General features: G+C 61.0%; 19 protein-coding genes. 12 read left to right on the forward strand and 7 right to left on the reverse strand.

What is annotated here, in order from left to right; genetic code table 11:
• Positions 1–67 precede the first annotated feature (67 nt).
• The 10 genes from WHX55_RS06215 to pcaC all read left to right on the forward strand — a co-directional run bounded on the left by WHX55_RS06215 (position 68) and on the right by pcaC (position 9,941).
• The gene (locus tag WHX55_RS06215) at positions 68–1,414 is read left to right on the forward strand and encodes an MFS transporter (RefSeq protein ID WP_353742239.1); all 1,347 of its coding nucleotides are present in this window, start codon (positions 68–70) and stop codon (positions 1,412–1,414) included.
• Positions 1,415–1,681: 267 nt separating this feature from the next.
• Positions 1,682–2,539 (forward strand): CoA transferase subunit A, encoded by an 858-nt coding sequence (locus WHX55_RS06220; protein WP_008054173.1) that lies wholly within the window; start codon positions 1,682–1,684, stop codon positions 2,537–2,539.
• The gene (locus WHX55_RS06225; protein WP_150757335.1) at positions 2,539–3,318 is read left to right on the forward strand and encodes a CoA-transferase subunit beta; all 780 of its coding nucleotides are present in this window, start codon (positions 2,539–2,541) and stop codon (positions 3,316–3,318) included. The genes WHX55_RS06220 and WHX55_RS06225 overlap by 1 nt, the downstream gene beginning before the upstream one ends.
• Complete coding sequence (gene pcaF / locus WHX55_RS06230; RefSeq protein ID WP_353742240.1) at positions 3,315–4,520, forward strand: 3-oxoadipyl-CoA thiolase; 1,206 nt, start codon at positions 3,315–3,317, stop codon at positions 4,518–4,520. Before WHX55_RS06225 ends, pcaF begins: the two co-directional genes overlap by 4 nt.
• A 37-nt stretch (positions 4,521–4,557) precedes the next feature.
• Positions 4,558–5,262 (forward strand): protocatechuate 3,4-dioxygenase subunit beta, encoded by a 705-nt coding sequence (gene pcaH / locus WHX55_RS06235; protein WP_150727601.1) that lies wholly within the window; start codon positions 4,558–4,560, stop codon positions 5,260–5,262.
• A 1-nt stretch (position 5,263) separates the two neighbouring features.
• Positions 5,264–5,830: a protocatechuate 3,4-dioxygenase subunit alpha gene (pcaG, locus tag WHX55_RS06240; protein ID WP_353742241.1), complete on the forward strand. Its 567-nt coding sequence runs from the start codon at positions 5,264–5,266 to the stop codon at positions 5,828–5,830.
• 195 nt (positions 5,831–6,025) lie between these two features.
• Positions 6,026–7,330 (forward strand): MFS family transporter, encoded by a 1,305-nt coding sequence (locus WHX55_RS06245; protein ID WP_150754139.1) that lies wholly within the window; start codon positions 6,026–6,028, stop codon positions 7,328–7,330.
• A gap of 45 nt (positions 7,331–7,375) precedes the next feature.
• Positions 7,376–8,734 (forward strand): 3-carboxy-cis,cis-muconate cycloisomerase, encoded by a 1,359-nt coding sequence (locus WHX55_RS06250; protein ID WP_353742242.1) that lies wholly within the window; start codon positions 7,376–7,378, stop codon positions 8,732–8,734.
• A gap of 12 nt (positions 8,735–8,746) precedes the next feature.
• Positions 8,747–9,538 (forward strand): 3-oxoadipate enol-lactonase, encoded by a 792-nt coding sequence (pcaD, locus tag WHX55_RS06255; RefSeq protein WP_150754137.1) that lies wholly within the window; start codon positions 8,747–8,749, stop codon positions 9,536–9,538.
• 10 nt (positions 9,539–9,548) lie between these two features.
• Positions 9,549–9,941, forward strand: coding sequence for a 4-carboxymuconolactone decarboxylase (gene pcaC / locus WHX55_RS06260; RefSeq protein ID WP_223459348.1), 393 nt, complete (start codon positions 9,549–9,551; stop codon positions 9,939–9,941).
• Between the two features lie 127 nt (positions 9,942–10,068).
• Here the strand turns inward: pcaC and WHX55_RS06265 are convergent, their stop codons facing one another.
• From WHX55_RS06265 to WHX55_RS06280, 4 genes are all read right to left on the reverse strand, one after another.
• On the reverse strand, positions 10,069–11,328 hold the full coding sequence (locus WHX55_RS06265; RefSeq protein WP_150754135.1) for an OprD family porin: 1,260 nt from the start codon (positions 11,326–11,328) through the stop codon (positions 10,069–10,071).
• 430 nt (positions 11,329–11,758) lie between these two features.
• Positions 11,759–13,219 carry an efflux RND transporter outer membrane subunit EmhC gene (gene emhC, locus WHX55_RS06270; protein WP_353742243.1) on the reverse strand — a complete coding sequence of 487 codons (1,461 nt, stop codon included), beginning with the start codon at positions 13,217–13,219 and terminating at the stop codon, positions 11,759–11,761.
• The gene (gene emhB / locus WHX55_RS06275; RefSeq protein WP_150757342.1) at positions 13,219–16,380 is read right to left on the reverse strand and encodes an efflux RND transporter permease subunit EmhB; all 3,162 of its coding nucleotides are present in this window, start codon (positions 16,378–16,380) and stop codon (positions 13,219–13,221) included. Before emhB ends, emhC begins: the two co-directional genes overlap by 1 nt.
• A gap of 3 nt (positions 16,381–16,383) precedes the next feature.
• On the reverse strand, positions 16,384–17,541 hold the full coding sequence (locus WHX55_RS06280; RefSeq protein WP_150754132.1) for an efflux RND transporter periplasmic adaptor subunit: 1,158 nt from the start codon (positions 17,539–17,541) through the stop codon (positions 16,384–16,386).
• Positions 17,542–17,806: 265 nt separating this feature from the next.
• On the opposite strand from WHX55_RS06280, the gene emhR reads away from it, so the two are divergent.
• Positions 17,807–18,439 carry an efflux system transcriptional repressor EmhR gene (gene emhR / locus WHX55_RS06285; protein ID WP_150754131.1) on the forward strand — a complete coding sequence of 211 codons (633 nt, stop codon included), beginning with the start codon at positions 17,807–17,809 and terminating at the stop codon, positions 18,437–18,439.
• Positions 18,440–18,789: 350 nt separating this feature from the next.
• Here the strand turns inward: emhR and WHX55_RS06290 are convergent, their stop codons facing one another.
• The 3 genes from WHX55_RS06290 to WHX55_RS06300 form a co-directional block, all read right to left on the reverse strand.
• On the reverse strand, positions 18,790–19,839 hold the full coding sequence (locus WHX55_RS06290; protein WP_353742244.1) for an alkene reductase: 1,050 nt from the start codon (positions 19,837–19,839) through the stop codon (positions 18,790–18,792).
• A gap of 30 nt (positions 19,840–19,869) precedes the next feature.
• Positions 19,870–21,036, reverse strand: a complete 1,167-nt coding sequence (locus WHX55_RS06295; protein WP_353742245.1) for an MFS transporter — start codon at positions 21,034–21,036, stop codon at positions 19,870–19,872.
• Positions 21,037–21,130: 94 nt separating this feature from the next.
• Positions 21,131–21,433 carry a metalloregulator ArsR/SmtB family transcription factor gene (locus WHX55_RS06300; protein WP_007983055.1) on the reverse strand — a complete coding sequence of 101 codons (303 nt, stop codon included), beginning with the start codon at positions 21,431–21,433 and terminating at the stop codon, positions 21,131–21,133.
• Positions 21,434–21,603: 170 nt separating this feature from the next.
• On the opposite strand from WHX55_RS06300, the gene WHX55_RS06305 reads away from it, so the two are divergent.
• Positions 21,604–22,182: an ACP phosphodiesterase gene (locus WHX55_RS06305; RefSeq protein WP_150754127.1), complete on the forward strand. Its 579-nt coding sequence runs from the start codon at positions 21,604–21,606 to the stop codon at positions 22,180–22,182.
• The last annotated feature ends 33 nt before the right edge of the window (positions 22,183–22,215 follow it).

The following is a 22,215-nucleotide window of genomic DNA, read 5'->3' on the forward strand; positions in this document are numbered from 1 at the left end:
TCATTACTGTCGCGGCTTCGTCAGCGTCTGCTGACACCGTTCGACTGCGATCCGTGGAATAAAAATAATGAACCAGCCCCAGTCTGCTGTAGGTAACTGCCTCGACGTGCAGTCCTTCATCAATGCCCAACCCATTTCGCGCTACCAGTGGCGCGTGGTGATCCTGTGTTTCCTGATTGTCTTCCTCGATGGCCTCGACACCGCAGCCATGGGTTTCATCGCCCCGGCCCTGTCCCAGGACTGGGGTATCGACCGCGCCAGCCTTGGTCCGGTGATGAGTGCGGCGCTGATCGGCATGGTCTTCGGCGCACTGGGCTCGGGCCCGTTGGCTGACCGCTTCGGGCGAAAAGTCGTACTGGTCGGTGCGGTGCTGTTGTTCGGCGCCTTCAGCCTGGCCTCGGCCTACAGCAGCAATGTCGATCAGTTGCTGGTGTTGCGCTTCCTGACCGGCCTGGGGCTCGGCGCCGGCATGCCGAACGCCACCACGCTGCTGTCGGAGTACACCCCGGAGCGCAAGAAGTCCCTGCTGGTGACCAGCATGTTCTGCGGTTTCAACCTCGGCATGGCCGGCGGCGGATTTATCTCGGCCAAGCTCATTCCGGCCTTTGGCTGGCACAGCCTGCTATTGATCGGTGGAGTTCTGCCGCTGATCCTCGCCGTCGTTTTGCTGTTCTGGCTGCCGGAGTCGGCGCGTTACCTGGTGGTGCGCAACCGCGGTACGGACAAAGTGCGCAAGGCACTGGCGCCGATTGACCCGACAGTGGTGGCCCAGGCATCCAGTTTCAGCGTGCCGGAACAGAAGACCGTGAAGGCGCGCAATGTGTTTGCGGTGATCTTCTCCGGCACCTACAGCACCGGCACTTTGTTGTTGTGGCTGACCTACTTCATGGGCCTGGTGATCGTTTATCTGCTGACCAGTTGGCTGCCGACCCTGATGCGTGACAGTGGCGCGAGCATGGAGCAAGCCGCCTTCATCGGCGCGCTGTTCCAGTTTGGTGGCGTGCTGAGTGCGGTGGGCGTGGGCTGGGCAATGGACCGGTTCAATCCGCACAAGGTCATCGGCACTTTCTACTTGCTGGCCGGGGTGTTTGCCTACGCGGTAGGGCAGAGCCTGGGCAACATCACAATCCTGGCGACCCTGGTGCTGGTGGCCGGGATGTGTGTCAACGGTGCGCAATCGGCAATGCCGTCACTGGCGGCGCGGTTCTATCCCACTCAAGGGCGTGCTACCGGTGTGTCATGGATGCTCGGGATCGGCCGTTTCGGCGCCATCCTCGGGGCGTGGATGGGCGCGACATTGCTTGGGCTGGGCTGGAACTTCGAGCAAGTGCTGACGGCGCTGGTGATTCCGGCGGCGCTGGCAACCACGGCGGTGGTGATCAAGGGCATGGTCAGTCATGCGGATGCGACCTGAGGCCACCAGCCAGATTCCTTAGTGAATGTGCGGGCCTCTTCGCGAGCAGGCTCGCTCCCACCGGTGATCGCATTCCTCTGTGGGAGCGAGCCTGCTCGCGAAGCTTTTGGGGATCGGTAGCCAAGCAACAATATGTTCGATAATCGAACGCTTAGTCGATTATCGGATTGTTTGGCGTTTTGCACGGGCTTAATCTTCAGTCATTCCGGCGCTGCGCATCGGCGCCTTCTTCCACTGTCGGTTAACAATAAACGGGAGCCTGCCCCAATGGCTGAAATCCTTTCGCTGCACGACGCGGTGAAGCAATTCGTAAACGACGGCGATACGGTCGCGCTCGAAGGCTTTACTCACCTGATCCCGACGGCGGCGGGTCACGAAATCATTCGCCAGGGCAAGAAAGACCTGACCTTGGTGCGGATGACCCCTGACCTGATCTACGACCAGTTGATCGGTGCCGGTTGTGCCCGCAAGCTGATTTTCTCCTGGGGTGGTAACCCGGGTGTCGGCTCCCTGCATCGCCTGCGTGATGCTGTGGAGAAACAGTGGCCGCATGCACTGGAAATCGAAGAACACAGCCATGCCGACCTGGCCAATGCCTACGTCGCTGGCGCTTCCGGCCTGCCATTCGCGGTACTGCGTGCCTACGCCGGTTCCGACTTGCCGAAGGTCAACCCGCTGATCAAATCCGTCACTTGCCCGTTCACCGGCGAAGTGTTGGCCGCCGTGCCTTCGGTGCGTCCGGACATTACCGTGATTCACGCGCAGAAAGCCGACCGCAAGGGCAACGTGCTGCTCTGGGGCATCCTCGGCGTGCAGAAAGAAGCTGCACTGGCCGCCAAACGCTGCATCGTCACCGTTGAGGAAATCGTCGACGACCTCAATGCGCCGATGAACTCCTGTGTATTGCCAACCTGGGCCTTGAGCGCGGTTTGCCACGTACCTGGCGGCGCGCATCCGTCCTACGCCCATGGTTACAACGAGCGCGACAACCGCTTCTACCAGGCCTGGGACCCGATTGCCCGCGACCGTGAAACCTTCACCGCGTGGATCAACGAATACATCCACGGCAGCGCTGACTTCAGCGAGTTCCAGGCCAAACTGGCCGCCGCTTCGGAGGCGAAGTAATGACTTACACCACCAATGAAATGATGACCGTCGCCGCCGCTCGCCGTCTGAAGAATGGCTCGGTGTGCTTCGTCGGTATCGGCCTGCCGTCGAAAGCGGCCAACCTGGCGCGCCTGACTTCCTCGCCTGATGTCGTCCTGATCTACGAATCGGGCCCGATCGGTGCCAAGCCAAGCGTATTGCCGCTGTCGATCGGTGACGGTGAGTTGGCGGAAACCGCCGACACCGTGGTCCCGACCGGCGAGATTTTCCGTTACTGGCTGCAGGGCGGGCGCATTGACGTCGGCTTCCTCGGCGCGGCGCAGGTCGACCGTTTCGGCAATATCAACACCACTGTGGTCGGTGATTACCACGCGCCGAAAGTCCGTCTGCCGGGTGCCGGTGGCGCACCGGAGATTGCCGGTTCCGCCAAGAGCGTGTTGATCATCCTCAAGCAGTCGTCGCGCTCCTTTGTCGATAAACTCGATTTCATTACCTCGGTCGGCCACGGCGAGGGCGGCGATTCGCGCAAGCGTCTCGGCCTGCCAGGCGCCGGTCCGGTGGGGATCATCACCGACCTGTGCATCATGGAACCGGAGGAAGGCACCCACGAATTCGTGGTCACCGCACTGCACCCGGGCGTGACCCGCGAGCAAGTGGTTACTGCCACCGGTTGGGCGATTCGCTTTGCCGACCATGTCGAGCAAACTGCTGAACCGACTGAAGTCGAACTGACCGCGCTGCGCGACCTCGAAGCCCGCACCGCCGCGGCACACGGCCAAGCCCCCGGAGAAGCGTGATGCGTGACGTTTATATCTGCGACGCGATTCGTACCCCCATCGGCCGTTTCGGCGGTGGCCTGTCGTCGGTGCGTGCCGACGACCTGGCTGCCGTGCCAATCAAGGCCTTGATGGAGCGCAACCCATCGGTGGACTGGAACGCCGTGGACGAGGTGTTCCTCGGCTGCGCCAACCAGGCCGGTGAAGACAACCGCAACGTCGCGCGTATGGCACTGTTGCTGGCCGGCCTGCCGGAAACCATTCCCGGCGTGACCCTCAACCGCCTCTGCGCTTCGGGCATGGATGCCATCGGCACCGCGTTCCGCGCTATCGCCAGCGGCGAGATGGAGCTGGCGATTGCCGGTGGCGTCGAGTCGATGTCCCGCGCACCGTTCGTGATGGGCAAGGCCGATGCCGCGTTTTCGCGCAACATGAAGCTCGAAGACACCACCATCGGCTGGCGTTTCATCAACCCGTTGATGAAAGCCCAGTACGGTGTGGATGCGATGCCGCAGACCGCGGACAACGTGGCCGACGATTACAAGGTGTCCCGCGCCGATCAGGACGCGTTCGCCCTGCGCAGTCAACAACGCACGGCCGCCGCGCAAGCTGCCGGGTTCTTCGCCGAAGAAATCGTTGAAGTGCGCATAGCCCACAAGAAGGGTGAAACCGTGGTCAGCCAGGACGAGCATCCTCGCGCCGACACCACCCTGGAAGCCCTGACCAAGCTCAAACCGGTCAACGGCCCCGACAAAACCGTAACCGCCGGCAATGCTTCGGGTGTGAACGACGGCGCCGCCGCGTTGATCCTGGCCTCGGCCGAAGCGGTGAAGAAACACGGCCTGACTGCCCGCGCCAAAGTGCTGGGCATGGCCAGCGCCGGTGTCGCCCCGCGGGTGATGGGCATTGGCCCGGTGCCGGCGGTGCGTAAACTGATCGAACGCCTCGGTGTGGCGGTCAGCGATTTCGACGTGATCGAACTCAACGAAGCCTTCGCCAGCCAAGGTTTGGCGGTGCTGCGTGAACTGGGAATCGCGGACGACGCGGCCCAGGTCAACCCGAACGGTGGCGCGATTGCCTTGGGTCATCCGTTGGGCATGAGCGGCGCGCGGCTGGTGTTGACCGCGTTGCATCAGTTGGAAAAAACCGCTGGCAAGAAAGGTCTGGCGACCATGTGCGTCGGTGTCGGTCAGGGTCTGGCCCTGGCGATCGAGCGCGTCTGACGCGCTCTGAAGACTTATAAGAACTGAGGAATGCTTCATGACTGACAAGCCTGGTTACCGTCGCCCGCAGGCGGGCACTCAGCCGGAATACCTGCACCCGGCCTATCAATCCACCAACCTGCGCTCGCCGTCGAAACCGTTGGTGTTCCTGCCTCATTCGTTGTCGGAAATTACCGGTCCGACCATCGGCGCCGAGCGCGTCAACGAAAAGGACAGCGACCTGACCGCCCAGCACGAGGGGCAGCCACAGGGTGAGCGCATCATCATCCACGGCCGCGTGCTGGATGAAAACGGTCTGCCGGTGCCGGGGATTCTGGTGGAGATCTGGCAGGCCAACGCCGCCGGTCGCTACGCCCATGCCCGGGACCTGCACGACGCACCGCTGGACCCGAACTTCACCGGCACCGGCCGCACCGTGACCGACGCCGATGGCTGGTATCAGTTCCAGACCATCAAGCCCGGCGCCTATCCGTGGGGCAACCACCACAACGCCTGGCGCCCGGCGCATATCCATTTCTCGCTGTTCGGGCCGAGCATCCTGACGCGCCTCGTGACGCAGATGTATTTCCCGGGCGACCCGTTGCTGGCGTACGACCCGATCTACAACTGCGTGCCCGATACCAGTGCCAAAGAGCGCTTGATCGCCACGTTCGATCTGGAAAAAACCATCCCTTCCTATGCCCTCGGTTATCGCTGGGACATCGTTTTGCGCGGCCGCGACGCCACGCCGATGGAGAAATAAGATGACGCTGACTGCGACCACGTCCCACACCGTCGGGCCGTACTACCACATCGGCCTGACCTGGCTGAACCGCGAAAACCTGACCGTCGAACAAACCCTGGGCGAGCGCGTGGCGATCACCGGGCAAGTGGTCGACGGCAATGGCGACATCGTCAACGACGCGATGCTGGAAGTCTGGCAGGCCAACGCCGCTGGCAAGTACGATCACCCGGAAGACGACCAGGACAAACCCCTGGACGCGAACTTCGAAGGTTTTGGCCGGGTGCCGGTGGATGCCGAAGGGCGTTTCCGTTTCACCACCATCAAGCCGGGCACGGTCGAGGGGCTCAAAGGCACGACCCAGGCACCGCACCTGGTGGTGCTGGTGTTTGCCCGTGGCCTGGTCAAGCACTTGCTGACGCGGATTTACTTTGATGGCGAGGCGGCGAACGTGAATGATCCGTTGCTGGAGTGCGTGCCGGCCGAGCGCCGCAGTACGCTGCTGGCCAAGCAGGATGCGTCGGGCGTGTACCAGTGGAACGTGATTCTGCAGGGCACCGATGCCGAGACGGTGTTCTTCGACTATTAACTGAAGACCGCAAAAAACTGTGGGAGCGAGCCTGCTCGCGAAAGCGGTGTATCAGACAACATTGATATCGACTGATACGACGCCTTCGCGAGCAGGCTCGCTCCCACAGGGGAAATGTATTGCTGATGTATCTGCGGAACGGGAGTGTTGCAAAGTGTGTCTAGACTCTCTCTGTCCCCATTGAGTGAAAAAATAATGACAACACCCGCAGCGCCTATAGCCCTTTATACGAGCGAAGAACGCAGCAAGCGGATCTTCGCCATTGTCGGTGCCTCGTCCGGCAACCTGGTCGAATGGTTCGACTTCTACGTCTACGCCTTCTGTGCGATCTATTTCGCACCGGCGTTTTTTCCGTCTGATAACCCCACCGTGCAGCTGGTCAACACTGCTGGCGTGTTCGCCGCCGGGTTCCTGATGCGGCCGATTGGTGGCTGGATTTTCGGGCGCTTGGCGGACAAGCACGGACGCAAGAATTCGATGTTGATCTCGATTCTGATGATGTGTTTCGGCTCGCTGCTGATCGCCTGCCTGCCGACCTACAACAGCATCGGGGTCTGGGCGCCGATCCTGTTGCTGTTCGCCCGTTTGCTGCAAGGCTTGTCGGTGGGCGGCGAGTACGGCACTACCGCGACCTATATGAGTGAAGTGGCGCTCAAGGGCCAGCGCGGTTTCTTCGCCTCGTTCCAGTACGTGACCCTGATCGGCGGCCAGTTGCTCGCGGTGTCGCTGGTGGTGATCCTGCAACAGTTCCTCACCGAAGATGACCTGCGTGCCTACGGCTGGCGGATTCCCTTCGTGGTGGGTGCCATGGCGGCGCTGGTTTCGCTGTATCTGCGTCGTTCGCTGAAAGAAACCACCAGCAAGGAAATGCGCGAAAACAAGGACGCCGGCAGTATCCGCGCGTTGTTTCGCGACCATAAAGCCGCGTTCATCACCGTGCTCGGATACACCGCCGGTGGCTCGCTGATTTTCTACACCTTCACCACTTACATGCAGAAGTACCTGGTGAACACCGCCGGCATGCCGGCCAAGACCGCCAGCTACATCATGACCGGCGCGCTGTTCCTCTATATGTGCATGCAACCGATTTTCGGCATGCTCTCCGACAGGATCGGCCGGCGTAACTCGATGCTCTGGTTCGGCGCCCTCGGCACGCTGTTCACTGTGCCGATCCTGTTGAGCCTGAAAAGCGTGACAAGTCCGTTCCTGGCCTTTGTGTTGATTACCCTGGCGCTGGTGATCGTCAGTTTCTACACCTCGATCAGCGGTTTGGTAAAAGCCGAAATGTTCCCGCCGCAAGTACGTGCCTTGGGCGTTGGCCTGGCGTATGCGGTGGCGAATGCGATCTTCGGTGGCTCGGCGGAGTATGTGGCCTTGAGTCTCAAGGCCGTGGGCATGGAAAACTCCTTCTACTGGTACGTCACGGTGATGATGGCGGTGGCGTTCCTGTTCAGCCTGCGCCTGCCGAAACAGGCGAAGTATCTGCAGCAAGACCTTTGATCTTCACGCGTGGGCTGCAAAGGCCCGCGCCTTCAGGAATTGTTTATGAACCAGCGACCGGGCAATCAATTGTTCGATGCCTATTTCACTACCCGCGATATGCGTGAGGTGTTCTGCGATCAGGGCCGGGTCCAGGCCATGCTCGATTTCGAAGCGGCACTGGCCCGGGCCGAAGCGCGGGTCGGGATGATTCCGTCGAGTGCTGTCGCGCCGATTGAAGCGGCTTGCAGCGCCGGGCTTTACGACTTTGCGGCGTTGGGCGAGGCGATTGCCACGGCCGGTAACTCGGCGATTCCGTTGGTCAAGGCGCTGGGCAAACAGATCGCTGCCACCGAAGCCGAACGCTATGTGCATCTGGGCGCGACCAGCCAGGACGTGATGGACAGCGGCCTGGTGCTGCAACTGCGCCGCGCACTGGAACTGATCGAGAGCGACCTGGCACAACTGGGGCAGACCCTCGCGTCCCAGGCCCGGCGCTACGCGACCACGCCATTGGCCGGACGCACCTGGCTGCAGCATGCGACGCCGGTCACCCTCGGCATGAAAATCGCCGGCTGGCTGGGGGCGGTGACCCGCAATCGCCAACGCTTGGCCGAACTCAAGCCGCGCCTGCTGGTGCTGCAATTCGGCGGTGCGTCCGGAACCCTTGCAGCCCTTGGCGAACAGGCCATGCCGATTGCCCAGGCGCTGGCTGAAGAACTGCAACTGACCTTGCCCGATCAGCCATGGCATACCCAGCGTGATCGCGTGGTGGAGTTCGGCGCCGTGCTCGGCCTGATCGCCGGCAGCCTCGGCAAACTCGGGCGCGATATCAGCCTGTTGATGCAAACCGAGGCCGCCGAAGTGTTCGAACCCTCGGCGCCGGGCAAGGGCGGTTCCTCGACCATGCCGCACAAACGCAATCCGGTGGGCGCGGCGGTGTTGATCGGCGCGGCGACTCGCGTACCCGGTTTGCTCTCTACGCTGTTCAGCGCTATGCCCCAGGAACACGAACGCAGCCTCGGCCTGTGGCATGCCGAGTGGGAAACCCTGCCGGAAATTTGCTGCCTGGTGTCCGGCAGCCTGCAGCAAGCGCTGTTGATTGCCCAAGGACTGGAAGTGGATGCCGAGCGCATGGCGCGCAACCTCGATTTGACCCAGGGCCTGGTGCTCGCCGAAGCGGTGAGCATCGTCCTCGCGCAACGGGTTGGGCGCGATACTGCGCACCATCTGCTCGAACAATGCTGCAAACGCGCCGTGGCCGAACAACGTCACCTGCGTGCAGTCCTCGGCGACGAACCGCAAGTGACCGCCGAACTGTCGGCGGCTGAACTCGATCATCTGCTGGACCCCGCCCACTATCTCGGTCAGGCCAAAACCTGGGTCGAGAGGGCGGTGGCTGAACATTCTGCATTGACTGCCTGAAGGAGACTTGCTGTGGCTTTTGTACAACTCGCCGAGGGCGAACTGCATTACCAACTCGATGGACCGGTCGATGCGCCGGTGCTGGTGCTGTCCAACTCCCTGGGCACGGACCTGCACATGTGGGACGCGCAGATCCCTGCGTTCACCGAGCATTTTCGCGTGCTGCGTTTCGACACCCGTGGTCACGGCCAATCGCTGGTGACGCCTGGCCCGTACAGCATCGAGCAACTGGGCCGCGACGTGCTGGCGCTGCTGGATGCGTTGCACATCGAACGCGCGCATTTCTGCGGATTGTCCATGGGCGGGTTGATCGGCCAGTGGCTGGGCATCAATGCCGGTGAGCGCCTGAACAAGCTGATCGTGTGCAACACCGCAGCGAAAATCGGCGATCCGTCGGTGTGGAACCCGCGCATCGAAACGGTGCTGCGTGATGGTCAGGCGGCCATGGTTGCCCTGCGCGATGCGTCGATTGCCCGCTGGTTCACCCCGGACTTCTCCGAAGCCAACCCGGCGGCAGCCAAGCAGATTACCGACATGCTCGCGGCTACTTCGCCCGAAGGTTATGCGGCCAACTGCGCGGCGGTGCGCGATGCCGATTTCCGTGAACAGTTGTCTGCGATCAAGGTGCCGTTGCTGGTGATTGCCGGTAGCGAAGATGCGGTGACGCCACCGTCCGGTGGGCATTTCATTCAAGAGCATGTGCGCGGGGCCGAATACGCCGAGTTCTACGCAGCGCATTTGTCCAACGTCCAGGCTGGCAATGCGTTCAGCGAGCGCGTGCTGGCGTTTCTGTCGGCTGATTGAGGGTATTGCAGTGGATGAGAAACAACGTTACGACGAGGGCATGGAAGTCCGTCGCGCGGTCCTTGGCGACGCCCACGTCGACCGCAGCCTGAACGCCCTGACCGAGTTCAACTCGGAGTTTCAGGAGATGATCACCCGCCACGCCTGGGGCGACATCTGGACCCGCCCGGGCCTGCCGCGTCATACCCGCAGCCTGATCACCATCGCCATGCTGATCGGCATGAACCGCGAGGGCGAACTCAAACTGCACTTGCGCGCCGCCGCCAACAACGGCGTCAGCCGTGGCGAGATCAAGGAAGTGATCATGCAGAGCGCAATCTACTGCGGGATTCCGGCGGCCAATGCGACGTTCCACCTGGCCGAGTCAGTGTGGGATGAGTTGGGGGTTGAGTCGCGGGGGTAACTCCAGCGATTGGCGGTGCCTGTACTGACCTCATCGCGAGCAAGCTCGCTCCCACAGTTGACCGAGTCGCTAAGGCGAACGCGGACCAATGTGGGAGCGAGCTTGCTCGCGATGGCGGTGGTGAGAGTTACAACAGGCTGATCGGATAGCTGATGATCAACCGGTTCTCATCGAACTCGTTATTGCTGTAATCCCGGCGCATGGTCGAGTTGCGCCATTTCAGGTTCAGGTCTTTCAGCGCACCGCTCTGCACGGTGTAGCCCAGTTCCGATTCCCGTCCCCATTCCTTGCCGTCGGTGATAGTGCCGGTGTGCACATTGTCACCGCTGATGTAGCGGTTCATCAGGGTCAAGCCCGGTACGCCCACGGCGGCGAAGTTGTAGTCGTGGCGCACTTGCCAGGATTTCTCCCGGGCATTGTCGTAGCTGGAGTTGTAGCTGTCGTTGGCCAGGGTGCCGCCGCTGGTGCCGTTGACCCGCATCCAGGCATTGTCACCAGTGAGTTTTTGCAGGCCGACGTAGAACGTGTTGCCGCCGTGCTTGGCCGAAAACAAGCCGTACATGGTCTTGTTGTCCAACTCGCCGGCCCGGGCGCTGCCGTCATCCTTGCCGTAGAAGAAACCCAGGTTGGCGCCCAGGGTCCAGTCGCCGATCGGCTGGTTGTGGGTCAGGTTGATGAATTGCTGGCTGTAGATGTCCTTGAGCTCGGCGTTCCACAGACCGACCTGGGTGCGCTTGTCGTTGAACACGTACTCGCCGCCCTGGAAGTTGAAACGGTCGGAGGTGAACGCGGCTTTGCCGGTCATCGACATGTCGTTCATGCTGCTGTCGTCCCGTGGGCTGTTCTGGCGGAACTGGCCGCCGTAGAGCGTCAGGCCATTGATTTCCTTCGAGGTGATCTGGCCGCCACGGAAGGTTTGCGGCAGCGAACGACCGTCGTCCGAACGCAGGATTGGCAGCACCGGCATCCACTCGCCGACTTTCACTTCGGTCTGCGACAGCTTGGCCTTGAACGCGACGTTGGTGCGCCCGAAGTTATCCGCCGGGCGACCGTCATGATCCAGCGGCAGCAGTTGCGTACCGCCGGTGCCTTTGCCGCCGTCGAGCTTCACCGAATACAAACCGAGCACATCCATGCCGAACCCGACGGTGCCCTGGGTGAAGCCGGACTTGGCGTCGAGGATGAAACTCTGCGTCCACTCTTCAGCCTTGCCCTGGGCTTTGGTCGGGTTGGTGAAGTTGCGGTTGATGTAGAAGTTGCGCAGGTTCAGGTTGACCTTGGCCCCTTCGACAAAACCCGACTCTTCGGCGTAGGCGGGCAGGGCGGCACTGGCCAGGGCGGCGGCGATCAGGCTGGGAACGAAATACTGCGCGGTGGAAGACGTCATGAGCTCGGGTCTCTCTAATTCTTGGGGATGAAGCGGGGTGATGCCGCAACCCGGGGTTGCAGACGAATATTCGAAATCAGCACAAAACGAAGCAGGTCAGCCGGAGAGGGCAGGGCGCAGGGGCATGGTGTCGAACCTGTTGTTATTGGTTTTGTGGTTCGGATGGTGCGGGGAATGTACTGGATGGTTCAATCGTAAAAAGCGGGTTTTGGGCGATTATCGAACGTAACATTGATTGGGGTTTTGTGTTGACTGCACTGGCCTTATCGCGAGCAGGCTCGCTCCCACATTCGACTGCATTCTATCTGTAAGAACTCGGTTACCTGTGGGAGCGAGCTTGCTCGCGATGGGGCCATAACTGACGAGACAACTTTTCAGGAAGCCAACAAAAAGCCCACCAATCGGTGGGCTTCGTGTTTTCACTGCACTATCAGAAATACTTCATCTTCGGCGCTTCTTCTTTCAATGGCTCGTTCTTCGCCGTCTGTTCGTTCCAGCCACCACCCAGGGCCTTGTACAGGTTGACCTGGCTGATCAGTTGCGCCAGACGGTCTGTGATCAGCACCTGTTGCGCACTGAACAGCTGACGCTGGGCGTCGAGGAAGGTCAGGTTGCTGTCGACACCGATGCGGTAGCGACGCTCGGCCAGGCGGTAGTAGTCCTGGTTGGCACTGACGAAATCTTTCTGTGCCTGCAACTGCTGGACGTAGGTCTGGCGGGCGGCCAGGCCGTCGGCGACTTCCTGGAAGGCCGTTTGAATGGACTTCTCGTAGTTCGCCACGCCGATGTCTTTCTGGATTTTCGAGTAATCCAGACTGGCGCGCAGGCTGCCGGCGTTGAAGATCGGCAGGTTGATCTGCGGCTGGAACAACCAGGTGCCCGAACCACCCTTGAACAGACCGGACAGGTCCGGACTCAGGGTGCCCGCATTGGCCGTGAGGCTGATGCTCGGGAAGAACGCCGCCCGCGCCGCGCCGATGTTGGCGTTGGCAGCCTTCAGGTTGTACTCGGCCTGAAGGATGTCCGGACGACGATGCAGCAGGTCCGACGGCAGGCCAGGCGGAACGTCGCTCAGCAGGTCGTCGTCAAGCGGTTTGGCCGCTTGCAGGTTGGCCGGGATACCGGTGCCGAGCAGCAGCACCAGGCTGTTCTCGTCCTGGGCGACCTGGCGGGTGTACTTGGCCAGTTGCGCACGGGCGTTTTCCACCGAGGTGCGCGACTGCGCCAGGTCCAGGGCCGAGGCGACCCCGACTTCGTTGCTGCGGGCGGTGAGCTTGTAGCTCTCCTCGAAGGCGGCCAGGGTGTCCTGGGTCAGCTTGTACAGTTCCTTGTCGGCCTGCCAGGTCAGGTAGGCATTGGCCACACTGGCCACCAGGCTGATCTGCGTGCTGCGGCGGCCTTCTTCAGTGGCGAAGTACTTCTGCAACGCTTCTTCGTTCAGGCTGCGAACCCGACCGAACAGGTCGAGTTCGTAGGCGCTGATGCCAACAGTTGCCGAGTAGGAACTGGTGATGCCGGCTTCGCCGGTCTGTGAAGCGTCAGCCGGAAGCCGCTGACGGCTGCCGGTGCCGTTGGCCGAGACGGCCGGGAACAGATCGGCACGGGAGATGCGGTACTGAGCCGCAAACGCATCGATGTTCAGGGCCGCGACACGCAGGTCACGGTTGTTTTCCAGGGCCACCTGGATCAGCTGTTGCAGCGCCGGGTCATGGAAAAACTGCTTCCAGCCCTGCTCGGCAGCCGCTTGCGCCGGTGCCTGGGCCGGCGAGTACGCCAGGCCCTGCGGGTACTGGCCCGCTACCGGCGCTTCGGGCTGCTGATAATCAGGTATCAGCGAGCAGCCACCGAGCACAAAGGCGGCGACTGCCAGGGAGAGTAGCGACTTGCTCATTAGCCAGCCTCTTTAGGAGTTTCAGTAGCATCATCCTGGTCGGCGATTTTACGCTGGCCAATGGACGACACGGTGACGAAGAACAGCGGGACCCAGAAGATCGCCAGCACAGTGGCCGTGATCATACCGCCGATCACGCCGGTACCGATTGCATGTTGGCTACCCGAACCTGCACCGGTGGATATCGCCAGTGGTACCACACCGAGGACGAAGGCGAGCGAGGTCATGATGATCGGTCGCAGACGCATGCGGGACGCCTCGATCGCCGCATCGCGCAGGCTACGCCCTTGTTCATGCAGTTCCTTGGCAAATTCGACAATCAGAATGGCGTTTTTCGCCGCCAGACCGATAGTCGTCAACAAGCCTACCTGGAAGTACACGTCGTTGGACAAACCACGCAGGCTGGTGGCCATCAGTGCACCGATGATCCCCAGCGGTACCACCAACATCACCGCGATCGGAATCGACCAGCTTTCATACAACGCCGCCAGACACAGGAACACCATCAGCAGCGACAGGGCGTACAGCGCTGGCGCTTGCGAACCGGACAGACGTTCTTCGTACGACAGGCCGGTCCAGGAAATACCGACACCGGCCGGCAGTTTCTTGGCGATGGCTTCGACTTCGAGCATGGCTTCACCGGTGGAATAGCCTGGCGCCGGGGCACCGAGGATTTCCATCGCTTCCACGCCGTTGTAACGGGCCAGTTTCGGCGAACCGTAAATCCACTCGCCCTTGGCGAATGCGGAGAACGGAACCATGGTGCCGACGCTATTGCGCACGTACCACTTCTGCAGGTCTTCAGGGCCCATTCGAGCGCCTGGCTGGCCTTGCACGTAAACCTTCTTCACCCGACCACGGTCGATGAAGTCGTTGACGTAGCTACTGCCCAGGGCAATCGACAGGGTGTTGTTGATGTCGGCGATGGTAATGCCCAGGGCACTGGCCTTCTCGTCATCGATTTCCAGCTGGTATTGCGGTTCGTCGTTCAGGCCGTTCGGACGCACCTGAGCCAGAATCTTGCTTTGTGCGGCCATGCCGAGGAACTGGTTGCGCGCTTCCATCAGTTTTTCATGGCCGATACCGGCACGGTCCTGCAGGAACACGTCGAAACCGGTGGCGTTACCCAGTTCCAGTACCGCCGGTGGTGCGAAGGCGAACACCATGGCATCGCGGAAGGTGAAGAAGTGCTGCTGGGCACGGGCCGCCACCTTGAACACGTTGTTGTCGGCGTTACGTTCGTCCCACGGACGCAGCATGATGAACGCCATACCCGAACTTTGGCCACGACCGGCGAAGTTGAAGCCGGTCACGGTAAACACCGAGTTCACCGCGTCGCCTTCGCCGCCATCCTTGCCCGGACGCAGCAGGAATTCGCGCATTTCGTCGACGACCACCTGGGTGCGCTGGGACGTCGAGCCGGCCGGGGTCTGCACCTGGGCGAACAGTACACCCTGGTCTTCTTCCGGCAGGAACGCCGTTGGAATGCGGGTGAACAGCCAGATCATGCCAACCACGATCAGCAGGTACGCTAGCAGATACGGGATCTTGCGCTGCAGGATATTGCCGACACCGCGTTCGTAGCTGCGAACGCCGCGGTCGAAATTGCGGTTGAACCAGCCAAAGAAACCGCGCTTGGGTACGCCGTGCTCGCCTTTCGGGATCGGCTTGAGCATGGTGGCGCAAAGCGCCGGGGTGAAGATCAGCGCGACCAGTACCGACAGGGCCATGGCCGAGACGATGGTGATCGAGAACTGCTTGTAGATCACACCGGTGGAACCGCTGAAGAACGCCATTGGCAGCAGAACCGCCGACAGCACCAGGGCGATACCGACCAGTGCGCCCTGGATCTGGCCCATGGACTTCTTGGTGGCTTCCTTGGGTGACAGGCCTTCTTCGCTCATCACCCGTTCGACGTTTTCCACCACGACGATGGCGTCGTCCACCAGCAAGCCGATGGCCAGCACCATGCCGAACATGGTCAGGGTGTTGATGCTGAAGCCGGCGGCCGCGAGGATGCCGAACGTACCGAGCAATACCACCGGCACGGTCATCGTGGTGATGATGGTGGCGCGGAAGTTCTGCAGGAACAGGAACATCACCAGGAACACCAGCGCGACCGCTTCGACCAGGGTGTGAACCACGCCCTTGATCGATTCCGTTACTACCGGAGTGGTGTCATACGGGAACACCACTTCCATCCCTTCAGGGAAGAACGGCTTGAGGCTGTCGATGGTCGTGCGCAGGGCCTTGGCGGTATCGAGAGCGTTGGCACCGGTGGCCAGTTTCACCGCCAGACCGGAAGCCGGGGCGCCGTTGAACTGGGCGTTGATGCTGTAGTTCTCGCCACCCAGACCAACTTCGGCGACATCTTTGAGGCGAACCTGGGAACCGTCCTTGTTGACCTTGAGCAGGATCTTGTCGAATTGCTCCGCGGTCTGCAGGCGGGTCTTGCCGATGATCGTCGCGTTCAACTGGGTGTCGGGCAGGGCAGGCAGGCCGCCGAGCTGGCCGGACGACACCTGGACGTTTTGCGCAGCGATGGCGGTTTTGACGTCGATCGGGGTCAGGTTGTAGTTGTTCAACTTGGCCGGGTCGAGCCAGATACGCATGGCGTACTGGGAACCGAACACCTGGAAGTCGCCGACACCGGCGGTCCGCGAGATCGGGTCCTGCATGTTCGACACGATGTAGTTGGACAGGTCGTCCTTGGTCATGCTGCCGTCACGCGACACCACGCCGATCACCAACAGGAAGTTCTTCACCGCCTTTGTGACGCGGATACCTTGCTGTTGCACTTCTTGCGGCAGCAGCGGGGTGGCCAGGTTCAGCTTGTTCTGGACCTGAACCTGCGCGGTGTCGGAGTTGGTGCCTTGCTCGAAGGTCGCGGTAATGGTCATGGTGCCGTCGGAGTTACTTTCCGACGAGACATAACGCAGGTTGTCGATACCGTTGAGCTGTTGCTCGATCACCTGAACCACGGTGTCCTGAACCGTTTGTGCCGAAGCACCCGGGTAGGCCACGGAGATGGCGATCGCTGGAGGTGCAATGCTCGGGTACTGGTTGATCGGCAACCGGAGGATCGATAGTGCCCCGACCAACATGATCACCAGGGCAATTACCCAGGCGAAAATCGGACGGTCGATAAAAAATTTCGACATGGTTTACTCCCCTTTGCCGCCGGAGGCTTTATTAGCTGCCTGGGCGGGGGCCGGGTTCTTTGCGGCTACGTTGGTCGCTTCACTGGCCTTGACTTCGACGCCAGGTTTGACGAATTGCAGACCTTCGGTGATCAGGCGATCGCCGGCCTTCAGACCATCTTCGATCAGCCATTGGTTACCGACGGTGCGGTTGGCCTTGAGTTGACGCAGTTCGACCTTGTTGTCCGGGCCGACAACCAGTGCGGTCGGCGTCCCTTTGAGGTCGCGGGTCACACCTTGCTGCGGGGCCAGGATCGCCGCGCTGTTCACACCGGCCAGCAACTTGGCGTGCACGAACATGCCTGGCAGCAGGGTGTGATCAGGGTTCGGGAAAATGGCGCGCAGGGTGACGGAACCGGTGGTCTGGTCAACCGAGATTTCGGAGAACTCCAGCTTGCCGTCCAGCTTGTACTCGCTGCCGTCTTCGAGGGTCAGCTTGACCGAGGCTGCGTTATCACCGGCTTTTTGCAGGCGACCGCTTTCCAGCTCACGGCGCAGTTGCAACAGCTCGACCGAGGACTGCGTCACGTCGACGTAGATCGGGTCGATTTGCTGGATCACCGCCATCGCGTCGACCTGGGCATTGCTGACCAGCGCGCCTTCAGTCACCGAGGAGCGGCCGATGCGGCCGGTCAGCGGGGCATAGACCTTGGTGTAGCGCACGTTGATCTGTGCAGTTTGCAACGCGGCTTCCGATTGCAGGCGGTTGGCCACGGCAGTGTCGTATTCCTGACGGCTTACGGCTTGTTCGTCGACCAGTTGCTTGTAGCGGTCGGAAATCGACTTGGTCGAACGCAGGTTGGCTTCGGCGCTGGCGAGCGTTGCTTCATAGATCGACGGGTCGATCTGATAGAGCTGCTGGCCAGCCTTGACGTCACTGCCTTCCTTGAACAGGCGCTTGAGAATGATGCCGTTGACCTGCGGGCGGACTTCGGCAATGCGGAACGCACTGGTACGGCCGGGCAGATCGGATGTCAGGGTGAAAGCTTGCGGTTGCAGAGTCACGACGCCGACCTGAGGGGGTGGGGCGACCGGTGCTGCCTCTTCCTTTTTGCATCCGCTGAGTAGCGATGCCAGGGCGACGGCGGCGACCAGAGCGGTAACAGCTGGCTTGAATTGCATGAAAATCCTCGGGTCAGGCGCGCAAGGAGCGCACCAGAAAGGTGGAAGGTTGAAATTTGTTTGCCGAGTGGATAAGTAGCTTGCTAAGGAATATACTTACGTACATGGTTGTTTGTAAAGACCCAAGCTGCGTATCACCGTCGTTACACAAGCCGTTGAAAGGTTGAAATTGTAGGCCGGGGACGAACCCCCAGAACGTTCGCCCCACTTTTATTCAGCTGATGTTCAGGCATCGCTGAAGCACCCTGATTGAGGTTGTACTGCCATGGTCCGTCGTACCAAAGAGGAAGCCCAGGAAACCCGCGCGCAAATACTCGTGGCGGCCGAAAAGGCCTTTTACGAGCGAGGCGTGGCGCGCACGACCCTGGCGGACATCGCGACCCTGGCCGGCGTCACTCGCGGGGCCATTTACTGGCATTTCAGCAACAAGGCGGATCTGGTGCAGGCCATGCTCGACACCCTGCATGAGCCGCTGGAAGAAATGGCCAAGGCCAGCGAGAGCGAAGACGAACTCGATCCCCTGGGCTGCATGCGCAAACTTTTGATTCATTTGTTTCATCAGATTGCGCTGGACCCGAAAACCCGACGCATTAACGAGATTCTTTTTCATAAGTGCGAATTCACCGATGAAATGTGCGACCTGCGCCAACAACGGGTGTCAGCCAGCCTCGAATGCAATGTGCGGATCGGCCTGGCCCTGAGTAATGCCGTGAATCGTGGCCAGTTGCCGGAAAACCTCGACACCGCCCGCGCAGCGATCAGCTTGCATGCTTATATTGATGGCATCCTGTACCAGTGGTTGCTGACCCCTGACAGTTTTGAATTGCACGCCGAAGCCGAGCGTTGGGTCGATACCGGGCTGGATCTGTTGCGCTTTAGCCCCAGCCTGCGCAAATAAAGCAAAATGCGTAATCGGCGTCTTGTGTGTCAACCGTTGAAGCCGAAGATGAACAGTTCTTCACGCGCCCTTCGACAATGGGGTGCTTTTATATACTTACACTCGGCAGGTTGACAGGTAGCAAGCTCAGTAATTTGTAGGGAATTTGTGTCGAGTCTTTGAGAAGCCCACATATTTCCCCTGTAGGAGCGAGCCTGCTCGCGATGGCGGTGGGTCAGTTACATCAATGTTGAATGTACCGCCCTCATCGCGAGCAGGCTCGCTCCTACAGTGGATAGTGTTAATGCGTCCAGATACTAAAAAGCCCCGGCTCTTTCGAGTCGGGGCTTTTGCGTTTCAGCCGTTACTGATTACAGCGTCGGGTAGTCGATGTAACCGACCGGGCCCTTGGCGTAGAACAGTTCCGGACGCGCGTCGTTCAGCGGCGCGTCAGCCTGCAAGCGTGCTGGCAGGTCAGGGTTGGCAATGAAAGGTACGCCGAAGGCGACTGCATCGGCCTTGCCGCTGGCGAGCAACGCGTTGGCGCTGTCTTTGGTGAAACGCTCGTTGGCAATGTAAGGGCCGCCGAAGGCTTCCTTGAGTTGTGGGCCGAGGCTGTCGGCACCTTCTTTCTCCCGCGAGCAGATGAAGGCAATGCCACGCTTGCCCAGTTCGCGAGCGACGTAGGTGAAGGTCTCGGCCAGGTTGTCGTCGCCCATGTCATGCAAGTCGGCGCGTGGCGACAGGTGCACGCCCACACGACCGGCACCCCAGATTTCGATCGCCGCGTCAGTCACTTCCAGCAGCAGGCGGGCACGGTTTTCCTGGGAGCCGCCGTAGTTGTCGGTGCGCTGGTTGGTGCTGCTTTGCAGGAACTGGTCGAGCAGGTAACCGTTGGCGGCATGGATTTCCACACCGTCGAAGCCAGCGGCCTTGGCGTTTTCGGCACCGACGCGGTAAGCGTCGATGATGTCGGCGATTTCAGCGGTTTCCAGGGCGCGCGGCACCGGGAAGTCGGCCAGCGGACGCACCAGGCTGACGTGACCCTTGGGCTGGATGGCGCTCGGGGCGACCGGGGCTTCATCGTTCAGGTACAAACCGTGGGAAATGCGACCCACATGCCACAGTTGCAGGAAGATCTTGCCGCCCGCGCCATGGATAGCCTTGGTCACGTTGGACCAGCCACGCACCTGATCGTTGGACCAGATGCCCGGGGTGTCCGGGTAGCCGACGCCCATCGGCGTCACCGAGGTGGCTTCGCTGAGGATCAGGCCGGCGGAGGCACGTTGCACGTAGTACTCGGCCATCAGCGCGTTGGGCACGCGACCTTCGTCGGCGCGGCAGCGGGTCAGTGGCGCCATGATGATGCGGTTGGCCAACTCGAGGTCGCCCAGTTTGATCGGATCGAAAATAGTCGTCATTTAAAGCAACCCTCGTGAGGTAATGGTTGATCAGTTGGTAGCTGGGGCCAGATCGGGATTGCCGCTCTGACGGAAAGTAATCAGGGTCACCAGCAGGGCGAGTACCGCCAGTACGGCTGCCGCGAGGGGCACGCTGGTCAGGCCGAAGCCGTGGGCAATCACGCTGCCGCCGACCCAGGCACCCAGGGCGTTGCCGATGTTGAAAGCGCCGATGTTCAGGGTCGACACCAGGTTCGGTGCGGCCTTGCCGAAGGTCACCACGTTCACTTGCAGCGCCGGCACGGCGGCGAAGCACGCGGTGGCCCAGAGGAACAGGGTGATTTCGGTCGGAATCAGCGCGACGCTGGTCCAGGTCAGCACGGTGGACACCACGGCCATGGTGATGAACACGCCGATCAGCGTCGCGGCCATGCCTTTGTCGGCCAGCTTGCCGCCGATGATGTTGCCGACCGTCAGGCCCAGGCCGATGAGCATCAGGGTCCAGGTCACGCCACGGGGCGAGACGCCGGTGACTTCGCCCAGCAGTGGCGCGACGTAGGTGAACAGGGTGAACACTGAGGCGGCGAACAGCGCGGTCATGCTCAGGGACAGCCAGATGCCGCCGCCCTTGAGCGCGGCCAGTTCGGCGCGCATGTCGAGTTTTTCTTCATCACGCTTGGCCGGCAGGAAGCGGATCAAGCCAATCAGCGCGATCACACCGATCGCGGTCACGGCCCAGAAGGTCGAACGCCAGCCGGCTTCCTGACCGAGGGCGGTGCCCAGCGGTACGCCGAGTACGTTGGCCAGGGTCAGGCCGGTGAACATCAGGGCCACGGCCGAAGCGCGTTTGTTCGCAGGCACCAGGCCGGCGGCTACCACTGAACCGATACCGAAGAAGGCGCCATGGCACAGGGCGGTGACCACACGGGCGAACATCAGCACGTTGTAGTCGCCGGCCACTGCGCAGAGCACGTTGCCGACAATGAAGATGCCCATCAACGCCACCAGGGCTGCCTTGCGCGGCAGTCTGGCGGTGGCCAGCGCCATGAACGGCGCGCCGATGGCCACGCCCAGGGCGTAACCGGTCACCAGCCAGCCGGCACCGGGAATCGATACACCGAGGTCAGCCGCCACGTTGGGCAGCAGGCCCATGATGACGAACTCGGTGGTGCCGATGGCGAAGGCGCTCAAGGCCAGGATGAGTAGCGAGAGGGGCATTGTTTAATTCCTTGTCGGCCGACTGACGTGGGGGGCGTTCTCAATTGGTTTTCCCGGTGCTGTGTGAAAACCAATTGAGAACGCCCCCACAGGGTCAGAGCTCTTTACTGAAGGTTTTGAGGAACTCCTGAATGGTTTCCTCGTTGCGTTTGAAAAAATGCCACTGGCCGACTTTGCGGCTGCTGATCAGGCCGGCGCGTTGCAGGGTCGCCAGGTGTGCGGACACCGTGGACTGCGACAGGCCGCAACGTTGATCGATCTGCCCGGCGCAAACGCCGTGCTCGTTACTGTGGGACTGGTCGGGAAATTCGACGGTCGGGTCCTTGAGCCAGTGCAGGATTTCTCGCCGTACTGGGTGTGCCAGGGCTTTTATTATTTCGTCGAGATTAATGGTCATGATGTGGGCTCGTGATGTTTAAAACGCTATATCGCGATGAGGCGAACTTTAAATCGGTATTTCGCGATATACAAATATGATTTGGCTCTGACCAGCTCACATTTCGGTATATCGAGTTATAACGATATGTTGAGTGTAACAAGACAAGAGGGCAGTGCTAAGCTGCGCCCATGAACTATCTCGCACATCTTCACCTCGGTGGCCAGCGTCCCGGCCAATTGCTCGGCAGTCTGTATGGCGATTTCGTCAAGGGACGGCTGCAAGGGCAGTTCGCACCGGAAATCGAGGGGGCTATCCAGTTGCACCGCAGCATCGACGTGTTCACCGATCGCCATCCGCAGGTGGACGTCGCGCTGTCGCGTTTTTCCCTGACCCGGCGTCGCTACGCGGGGATCGTGCTCGACGTGTTTTTCGACCATTGCCTGGCTCGTGACTGGACGCTGTACGCCGATCGACCGCTGGAGCTGTTCACTTCAGACGTGTACCGCGTGCTGTCCAGCGAACGACAACTGCCGGAGCGGCTGGCGAAGATTGCGCCGTACATGGTGGCCAATGACTGGTTGGGGTCGTATCAGGAGTTCGAAGTGCTGGAGCAGGTATTGCGCGGGATCTCGCGACGCCTGACCCGGCCGGAAGAGCTGGCGGCGGCGATGCAGGAGTTGCGGCGGTTGTATGAACCGTTGAGCGAGGACTTTCGGTTGTTCTATCCGCAGCTACAGGATTTTGCCCGGAACTATCCAACAGCATAAAACCACTGTAGGAGCGAGCCTGCTCGCGATTGC

It is taken from the genome of Pseudomonas fluorescens (assembly GCF_040448305.1).
GTDB classification, from domain to species: domain Bacteria; phylum Pseudomonadota; class Gammaproteobacteria; order Pseudomonadales; family Pseudomonadaceae; genus Aquipseudomonas; species Aquipseudomonas fluorescens_BH.